This window comes from Psychrobacter sp. FME5 (assembly GCF_014861375.1).
GTDB lineage: Bacteria > Pseudomonadota > Gammaproteobacteria > Pseudomonadales > Moraxellaceae > Psychrobacter.
This window is the reverse complement of record NZ_RRYX01000027.1, coordinates 21,107-30,274: the sequence shown is the minus strand read 5'-3', so window position 1 is coordinate 30,274 and position 9,168 is coordinate 21,107. Positions and strand designations below refer to the sequence as shown.

The window sequence follows — 9,168 nt, the reverse complement described above, 5'->3', positions numbered from 1 at the left end:
AGTCATTATATCATTTATCAATAAGTTATATCAACACACTATTAAAACAGAGCCTAAACCTTTCATTGGTTCTCTATAAAATATATCCCCAATAAAAATACTAAAAAACATAACAGAAGAAAAATATATCCAACCGATACCAAAATACCAATACCAAAAATAGCTAGGGAAAAAGCTCATATAGTCAGGGTTAATATTGGTAATTTCTTTATTTAAGTGTTCAACATCTTCATCGCTATCTAATAAGGTTTTATTTATCTCACTGCTATAAGGGCTTTCAAGAACTTCTTGTAGTTCATTGATATGTTTGGCAAAATTACTATGCTTGTCTTCAATCATTGGCTTATTCCATTTCTTATCAACTATTATAAGCCACTACCGCCCATGCAAATAAACCAACGTTAATAAGTATGATACACGCCCATCTGACATTAACCTCCCAATTTCTACCTTCAAAGGCTAGTTTAGCTTCATCAGTTATGGGCTGTATTGGATAGGGGTTGCTTTGTCCGTCCCATGCAAGTAGCTTCTGCACGTCAGGATGCAAGATGGCTCGCTTGGTACATTGGTAATGATTAGCCTGAAATAGATTACCTAAAGCTATTATTGAGCCTATTATAAAGACCATGATCTGACCACCGCCAGAATGATCACTAGGCAGTATACCGTTTTTTCGATAAATAATATCAGTGCAAGCAAACAATGATTTACTGGTGTCAGCTGGGTATGCTTGGCAGAGTTCGTTGTCTATTGGCAGATCATCCGCTGGGCTTTCCATATAAGTGCGGATAAATGCCCATTGTACGCGTGGATTGACTCTATAATCTTCTAGCTTTAGATGGTGAGTAATGTCACCTGTCTGAGGATCAGCGACGTAGAGATTGAGTGGTGTGTACGCTTGATTATATTTGTCCAGATGCAAGTCTGGATGTACGTCTTTATAATCTACTATCTTAAGCTCATAAGGCTGTCTAAATTTCATCAGTGGACGGTAGTAATAAGCTATTTTCTGTTCTTTTTTTAAGAAGTAATACTGGGTACGAATAAAGTGCTTTCTGATGAGTTGATATAGAAGTAGGATTAGTGGCGTACCAAATACAACAATCCATAAGAAGCTGAATACTATATCAAAAAGACTAAACTCACCATCTATAAAGACAACCTCTCCAATATCTTGAAGAAAATAATTACCTAACCAAAATGAAGAAAAATAAACCCAGCCAATAGCAAAATAAAACATCCAAAAATATGCTGGTAAGAAGGTCAGATAGTCAGGATTAACATCATGAATTTCTTTGTTAAGATGTTCAATATCTTCAGTACTCTCTAATAATCTTCTGTCTATACGAGTGGTATAAGGACGGTCAATAGGATTGTGAAGCTCACTGATATGTTTGGCGAAGTCGTCGCGTAATTGCATGTTGTTATTCCTAGTTACTTTTTATTTAAGCAATCACATACAGTAATAAAAAGGTAGCCAATGATTTATTAAGACAACCACTTAAAACTAAATAAACACCATAGCTTACCGACTACATCTGGATAATGCCCCCGAATACTACCAATGATGTCTACGAAGAATGCAAACGCAAACAGCATGATAATGCCAAATAGAATGAGGCCGACGCTATAAGCCAGCTTTTTCCAGAGTGGTTGATTGACATCTTCAATATTACCTTCGGGCAAGTTTTTGTTTAAGTCATACGGATCGTTAGGATCTATCTGACATTCAGCTTCTATCTCTGGGCTAAATTTGGGGGTAATGCTGGTGTTGATAGAGAGTAGACGCCCTAGATAGCGTAGCCACAGTTGTATGATGATTGCTAAATGTGTCCAATGTAATCTTAGTGCTTGTTTGGGATACTCCATGTTTTCATCTGAATCCAGTGCTGCTAATGTAGCTCGCTGAAATGATAATAATGGACTTTCCCTTTTTTGATGTACAGGATGAATATAGCGAATAGCATTTTTAACTTCTACAAATTGTTTATCACCACCTTCCATATAACGACGAACAAATTCAAAATGTTGTTTTAGCTGCGTTCCACCTAATATCTCTTTAGCGGTCAGATCACTAACGAATGGTAAACTAAACATGCTAGTAATGGTCATACCATCATCAGCAAGGGTGAGGCCACGTACATCACCACCGTCTTTGTACGTAGTTGCCATATAGAACTGTAGTTCATCCCAGTCAAAAACCTCAACTTTACGATTGGCTTGACGGACATAGACTTTACGTGTCTTACGGTTAAAACGCATAGGCAAATAGGTATAGGTAAACAGTTCGGTTGAGAGTAAAGCTAGTAAATAAACAGCCATCAGTATCAGTAAGACTGTAATAACGCCAACATAGGCAACAGCATAGGTATTACCTTTAGTGATATCTAATAAAACACTAGAAGTTGTGTAATATATTCCAATACTAATGATAGTCAAAAAGAATATACCGCCAAATGTGACGTCTCCGCGTATTCTATCTTGGCGTCCTGTGAGTTCCATATAGGTTGAGTTAAACTGTACGACAGTACGCTGTGGATACAGGGGTACATCATAACGATGGTTTTTATCAAGCCATTTAAAGTCATTAAGCTCTCTGACTCGACCACCTAAGCCCATTCCAAAATTATTATCTAGCTTTTGATTAACTTCTCTATAAGTAAATTTTGCAAAGGGGTTTCTGCCATTGATGTCTATCATTTAGTTATCCCGTAGGTCAATATCTTCGCCAGCCACAGCATGGTCAAATTGCTTTAGCGTATGTTCAAGTGACCAGTTGTTGCTGTCTGTCCCCCATATACTATGCTTGAGCCAATTCTCCATGCCTGTCTTATGCCAGTAACCGATAAATAGATTGATACCGATAAAACCAATAAGTAAAACAACTCCAATACCCGTAGCTGCCATACCAGCACCTAATGTCAAAAACAGCGTTGATCCTATACCTGTTGCCGCTGAACCGTAGTAAGCATATTGCATGACGCCATCGTCATTACGTCCCGCTTTATTTCCAGAATTAAAATCAAACCCTGCAAATATTGCTGCACCGCCAATACCTAATAGTCTTGCGCCTATTGATAATCGACCTGCTTGACGAGTAGCATCAGATAATTTCTTAGCATCTACGGATTTTCCCGCATTTTTAGCTAATTTAAACTCATTTACCATAAGCTGACTTGCATTGCCGCGTAGCTCCAAACCTCCTGCTATAAGTACCATAAGTCCTGCAGCAGCTTTTGCGCCCTCGGTTATTCCAGTCTCATCTTTTGCTCGGGCTATAAAAAAACTATGAACCAAAAACACACAAGCGATACTTTGGAGCATACCACCAAAATAGTTACTTCTAGTCGCTAAGTCTATATTCTGATCGACAATTCCTTTAAATATATTATAATTTCTGCTACCTGGAACATTCGTATTATATGTTTCAAGCGCTCTTGCACTAGAGGTGGTATTTGAAGTATTAGGCGCTGGTCTTATAATAGATGATGTACTTACACTACTAGCGACCCCACTTTGCAGTCTACCTTTGTCCTTAATAGCCTTTTGACTACTTTGATAAATACTAGTGCTGTTTTTAACTTGAGATTTATCTATGTGATATAAAAAATCTTGACTAAAAGAATTGTTTAGTCTTGTATTTTCTCCAGTAATTTTAAGCGCCTCATCTATACTATACCGCATACGAGTAGGCAGATTACTTGTACCAGCGATTCTAGATATGCCCTCCTTCAAAGCAGTTCTGGCTTCGCTAAACGTGCCTTTACCTTGAACAATAATTAGCGCTTTTTCATGATGATAACCAAATAAATACTCTTTTTGCGCTACAATAATATTATTAAGTTGACTACTCGTGCCGTACTTTTCCATAAACGGTATAGCGAGCTGTTCAGCCAGTCCAACAGTAACACCTAATTGTTTAGCTTTTTCATCAAACATCTTAAAGATCTCTGATGAGCCTGTATTAAATAGCCCTGACCAAGAAGCAGTTACTATTTCATCTGTGGTCAGACGAGTAACTGGAGTAAGACCATCAATATATTTAGCTACCTTATCTTGATTAAATATAAGCGCTCTCGCTAAATAATTATCTTCGTCGCTCGCATTTTTTTCTGATAATTGTAAATCATACAATCTAGCTTGCCCAGGAATAGTAGCTGTTGCGCCTACAAACTGCTGAACGGTTAAAGTATAGTAAATGCAGCTCAGCTCATCGTTTTTATCGAAGCATTGAGTCATCATTGTTTTTAAATCTTTATCTTTAAGAAACACACTGTAGTAGCTAGATAATGAAATTAGCATATTATTGAGTTCTTTTTTGCGTTTCATAGATCTGGCTTCAAAGTTTGATAGCCATCTATCCATCTCACTTTCACGAATTAATTTGCTATAGTCCGACCATGCTCCTTGACGTTGACTCTGAGTGTATTTTAATGCACCTTCTTGCCTTCTTTGCTCCTCCACCTGCTGTTCTTCTTCACTTGGCCCATCTCCTTCCCATCTTGGTGAAGTTTGCATTGCATCAGAAACTGTATTGACTCTAGCTATGTGTTGCTCTGCATCAGCTTTTGCTTTTTGGTCAATATTGTCTCTTAGAGTATTTATCAGCTTAGCTACAGTATAGCCTTGCACTGCACTTTCTGATGGTCTATAGGCAAGTTTTGCTTGTATCATAAATTCGTTTAGGTCAATTAACTTACCAATAGTATCGTTAAAGTTGACACTCAATACACGATTCCCATTTTTTTCTGTTCTAGATAATTCTGTACTGAGTTTTTTTGTTTCATCTGATTTATTTGGACTATAAAGTTGTTCCGTAAACGGGTTAATATCATCAAAGTATTCAAGAGCAAGGTACTGATAAGTTTCTTCTTTATTATCTCCTTCAGGATCATACCTCCATAAATCATAGCCGCCACCATTTTGTGACTCACCTGTTCCTAAAGATATTTTGCTTTTCGACTGAGTAGTAGATACGGGTACTTCAATCATATTATTAGTTTTAGCGTCATTAATATTATTTTGATGCCTTTCAATCACTGCAGGTGTCCACTTAACCGGGCTATAAGCACACCACAAAGTTTCTATATCGTTGTTTGGGTTAGGAATACGAATAAAGCTGTTCAATGCTGTACAGTTATCACCTCTGTGACAAGTATAATCAGATATCGGTAAATCAGGAGTTTTTGAAGTATTCTGTACATCAAATTGCTTTAGATAACGCCCTTGGGTGACGGCATAGCCATACCATTCTCCATTATTGTCAAGGATGTATATATAGCCTTCACGAAGTAACCTAGAGCTAAATAAAATATTAGAAACACTACTTTTCTTTAAGAAACTTTTGTTAAGTCTACATCCCCAACGCGTAGGTAATATCGTAATCCCTTGAGTCAAACATTGATCACATCTATTGCTATTTGCCATTATCTTATTCCTTAATTCTTAATTATCTAATGTCACTAAACCTGACTGCTCATAGCACTCATACAGCCATCGGTTCATCATCGTCATACGGTCAACAGGATTGGTCAGATGCGTGGCGGCGGTTAGTTGAGTATTTGCTTTGTCTAACCAGTTCAGCAATGAACTGTAGTGATTCAGTATCAACTCAGTCCCATCGATACCTTTTTTGGCAAAAAAGCGATTAAGCGTGCTGATACTATCTAGCTGGTTTTGCGTTAGTGGACAGTAGCTTGGTAGGCGCTGTACTTGTCTAACCTGCTCTGGTTTATAGTGATGAATACTATCTAAGCTATACCAACTATTATCCATTGATAGCCAAAGCCGATTAGGATAGCCATAGCGATTGGCAATGTAGGCGTGCTGATTTAATGGCAGCAGGTGAATGAGTACTTGCGCATCCAAATAGCGAAAATGCTTTTTCTTACCACTTTTTTGAATAATTTGATTAAGACTAAGCGTGTAAGCAATTTGCTCTGCGTTTAACTTAAAGTTTTCTAAAGCATTGATATCTTTGTCTATCTGCTGCCATTCAATCTCGTCTGGTAAATACTCTTTGGCACTCATTCTTGTTTGATGCGCTCGTCTATTAGGCGCAGTATAATCAAGCAGTGCAAGTAGCCCATGACTATGAGATAGCAGCTCACATTGCTGCAAATGCACCTCTAGGATATTAAGAATGTCTGAGATTAGGGTAATCATAACTGGACTATCAATCATATGATAGCTAAGCAACTCTTGCTGTAATGAATGTATAGCGTCGGGGAAAGCAGAATTAATCTCTTCAATCAGCTCTGTCTGACTATGATGAACCATCATGACATCAAAGGTGCTAAGTGCTCGAAAATCGAGGCTTTGAGTCTGTAAGCTTACGCTCAGTGTTTTTTTTGGTTGGATATTCATTATGCTGTCATGCTTTTATATTTGCGTGTAAGATTTGAGTAAAAGTTATTTTTATTATAAGTCAGTACTAGCAGCATGATTGTCCTCAGCCTGCTTTGACAACTTCTCACAAGCTTCAAACTGCATCTGTTTCATCAACAGGTTTTTAGCTTCTCCACCCCCACTGCCCCAATCTACTTTACTCGCCTTATAGCCCACTTGACTTGGCGTAATAAAGGTCACATTGCCACCCGATATCTCAATGCCGCTGCCCGCCGCTTTTAGCGTTAACGTATCAGGCGCGATAATCTCAATACTGTCTCGGCTGTGGATGCGTAGCGTCTGCTCGCTATCAAGGCGCATCTGATTTTGATGAGCTTGTATCGTCACATCGCCATGAGCCGCGGTATGGGTCTGTGCTTTGTTTGAGTAGTAGTGAATATCGCCTGCGACCAGTTGATTCATCTGAGTTTGGCCATGATGATGGGTGCTATCAGTGGCGTGGCTATGGGTGTTTTTAGTGCTGGTATGCTGACTGTGTTGTCCGCTTAGCATCGCTAGATGACGCTGAGAGTCGATCAGCAGATTGGCTTGTTGCCATTGTCCGGACTCGCTAAGCGTACTATCATTAGTGTCTTCGCTAAATTGGGCAAAAGGTGTTTGCGCATCTTCTTTACTACTGCTTTGCTTGTTATTGCTGCTGCCCTCTAGTCCCACTGGCTGATGAGTCTCAGCCAGCTGAGCATAAGCTTGCTGATGTTGGTCAGCGGTTTGCAGCTTACTATGGCTGTTATGACTCATGTGAGATTTTGATAAGGGGTCTGATGCTTGGCTACTGATATGAATACCTGTGCTGCCTTGCACATTAGCAGCGGCTTGGGTCTCTAAACTAATGCCGCGCCCTCGAGCTTGCCCACGAGTATGGTCGCTATGCTGATACAGATGTCCGATAGTCAGGCTAGACTGGAAGCTGCTGCTATAGACGTTAATCTGCGGACTGTCAGGATGAGCGTCAAACATTAGCTGGTTATAGCCATTAATAAGGCTGTCTTTGGTCGCCTCGCCTGTGCGACTGCTATCGATACTTTGAGTCTTGATACCATCTATGGGGTGAGCATGGCTTTGATTAATAAACCAAGCGGGACTGGTGGCATCAATGCTATCAGTGTCACTGACGATGCTATTATGCTGAGCATCAGAATTACCTTGGCCGTTATGGGTGCTGCCAATAATGATGGGATGGCTGATGTCACCACCGATGAAGTCAATAAGGACATGTTGCCCATGACGCAAAGGATGGGTTTGTCCCATGTGGTCAGCGACTAAATGACTAGCAATGGGTATCCAATGCGCGCTGTCACTATTGTTATCCTGCCCATCTTCTTCTTGCTGCCAGTGGTATCTAATATGGGCACGGTGGTTGCGGTCATGAGTAATGGCGCTGCTGTCTATGTCTATGATGCTGGCGCTCATAAGTCCTGTTAGACTCGGATGCGGTTGTCCAAGTTTGTCCAGCTGTTCCCCATAGGGAATATGGTGATGGTGCGGAAACGGTAGGTAGCAGGCGTTGATGTGATGGACGTTGTCGTCATTGCCGTCATCATTTTCATGGTCGGTATTTGGCTGTAAGGTAATAGGATCAAAAGCGGCTATACCCAACCAATCTGCCGGGATATGATTATTAATGTGCTGATGAATAGACACCAGACTGATGGGATCGGTTAAATAAGGATTACCATCGATATAGTGGCTACTTGGCAGCTCTAAGTGACGGATATTACCAGTGAGGCTGCCTAGATTGGCACGCTGCTGTGCGTTCTGCTGGTAGCGGGTGGCAAGCTTATCGAGACTGTCATCATCAAAACGGCTATGACTGTGCATAAAGCGCTGATGCGTGCTGTTTGATGAGTCGATAGGTTGCTCGCTACTGCTACTGCCAGTATAGGTACTCATCAAGCGACTGTCATAACGATGTAGATCGCTGTGCTGAGTATGCTGAGCAATACGCGGGCGAATGGCAGTAATGCGATCTTGTCTATCAGCGAGGTTGGCTGGGTTTTGACTGAGGATGCTTTGAATGTCGTTTGTGTCTGGACGTAGGACTTCGCCATCACTAGGTAACAAGACTAGAGTGTGCTTGTCACTCTCATGACGATAGTAGCCAGTGACGCCATAGAGGGCAAGATATTGAGTCAAATATGCCAGGTCGGTTTGGTTGTATTGCACGCTATGCTGGATATGATAGTTGCTGTCATCACTGAGGCGCTCGTCAATCTCAACGTTCATATCGTATGGACTGATGATTTGGGTAATGAGTTCACTGAGACTGAGATGATGGTGACGGCGATTATGACTGTTCAGGCGTAATTGACCTAAGTTAGGTTCACAGATGATACGATAGGCGGCCATACCACTGTTACTACCGAGAGCAATTGCTTCGGTGATGATACCGTGACGGGTTTGGCTTGGTAATAGCGTATCCCCCGTATTCCAATGTACCGAGAGACTTTGCCCTAGCCATTGCTTTATATCCAGTCCTGCTCGTGGCTGCAGTAGAGTAATACTAATACGGTAGCCGCAATAGAGTGCAAGCTGTCGCTCTTGATAAGACTGTACTCGTTGGTCTTGATGGTATGGGCTTGGATAGGCATCGGGTGCTGGCATAAGCGCGGACTTACTCCAAACACTGTCGGGCAATGGCATACCCAGCAAGCTTTCAACCAAGTCAGCCTGTTGAATGAGACTGGTGGCAATATCAGGATGGGCACTACTAAGTTGCACATGCCGCTTTGTTTGAGTCCATACCATGACAAGCCCTTCTCT

Annotated in this window: 6 protein-coding genes; all 6 read right to left on the bottom strand. The window is 40.8% G+C overall.

What is annotated here, in order from left to right; genetic code table 11:
- Positions 1–30: 30 nt before the first annotated feature.
- Positions 31–339: a hypothetical protein gene (locus tag EI161_RS05915; protein ID WP_192529218.1), complete on the bottom strand. Its 309-nt coding sequence runs from the start codon at positions 337–339 to the stop codon at positions 31–33.
- 19 nt (positions 340–358) lie between these two features.
- Positions 359–1,420: a hypothetical protein gene (locus EI161_RS05910; protein ID WP_192529217.1), complete on the bottom strand. Its 1,062-nt coding sequence runs from the start codon at positions 1,418–1,420 to the stop codon at positions 359–361.
- Between the two features lie 68 nt (positions 1,421–1,488).
- Complete coding sequence (locus tag EI161_RS05905) at positions 1,489–2,700, bottom strand: DUF6708 domain-containing protein (protein WP_192529216.1); 1,212 nt, start codon at positions 2,698–2,700, stop codon at positions 1,489–1,491.
- Entirely contained in the window at positions 2,701–5,427 is a 2,727-nt protein-coding gene (locus EI161_RS05900; protein ID WP_192529215.1) for a T6SS effector BTH_I2691 family protein, read from the bottom strand.
- Positions 5,428–5,445: 18 nt separating this feature from the next.
- Positions 5,446–6,366 carry a hypothetical protein gene (locus tag EI161_RS05895; RefSeq protein ID WP_192529214.1) on the bottom strand — a complete coding sequence of 307 codons (921 nt, stop codon included), beginning with the start codon at positions 6,364–6,366 and terminating at the stop codon, positions 5,446–5,448.
- 54 nt (positions 6,367–6,420) lie between these two features.
- Complete coding sequence (locus EI161_RS05890) at positions 6,421–9,153, bottom strand: contractile injection system protein, VgrG/Pvc8 family (RefSeq protein WP_192529213.1); 2,733 nt, start codon at positions 9,151–9,153, stop codon at positions 6,421–6,423.
- Positions 9,154–9,168: the final 15 nt, after the last annotated feature.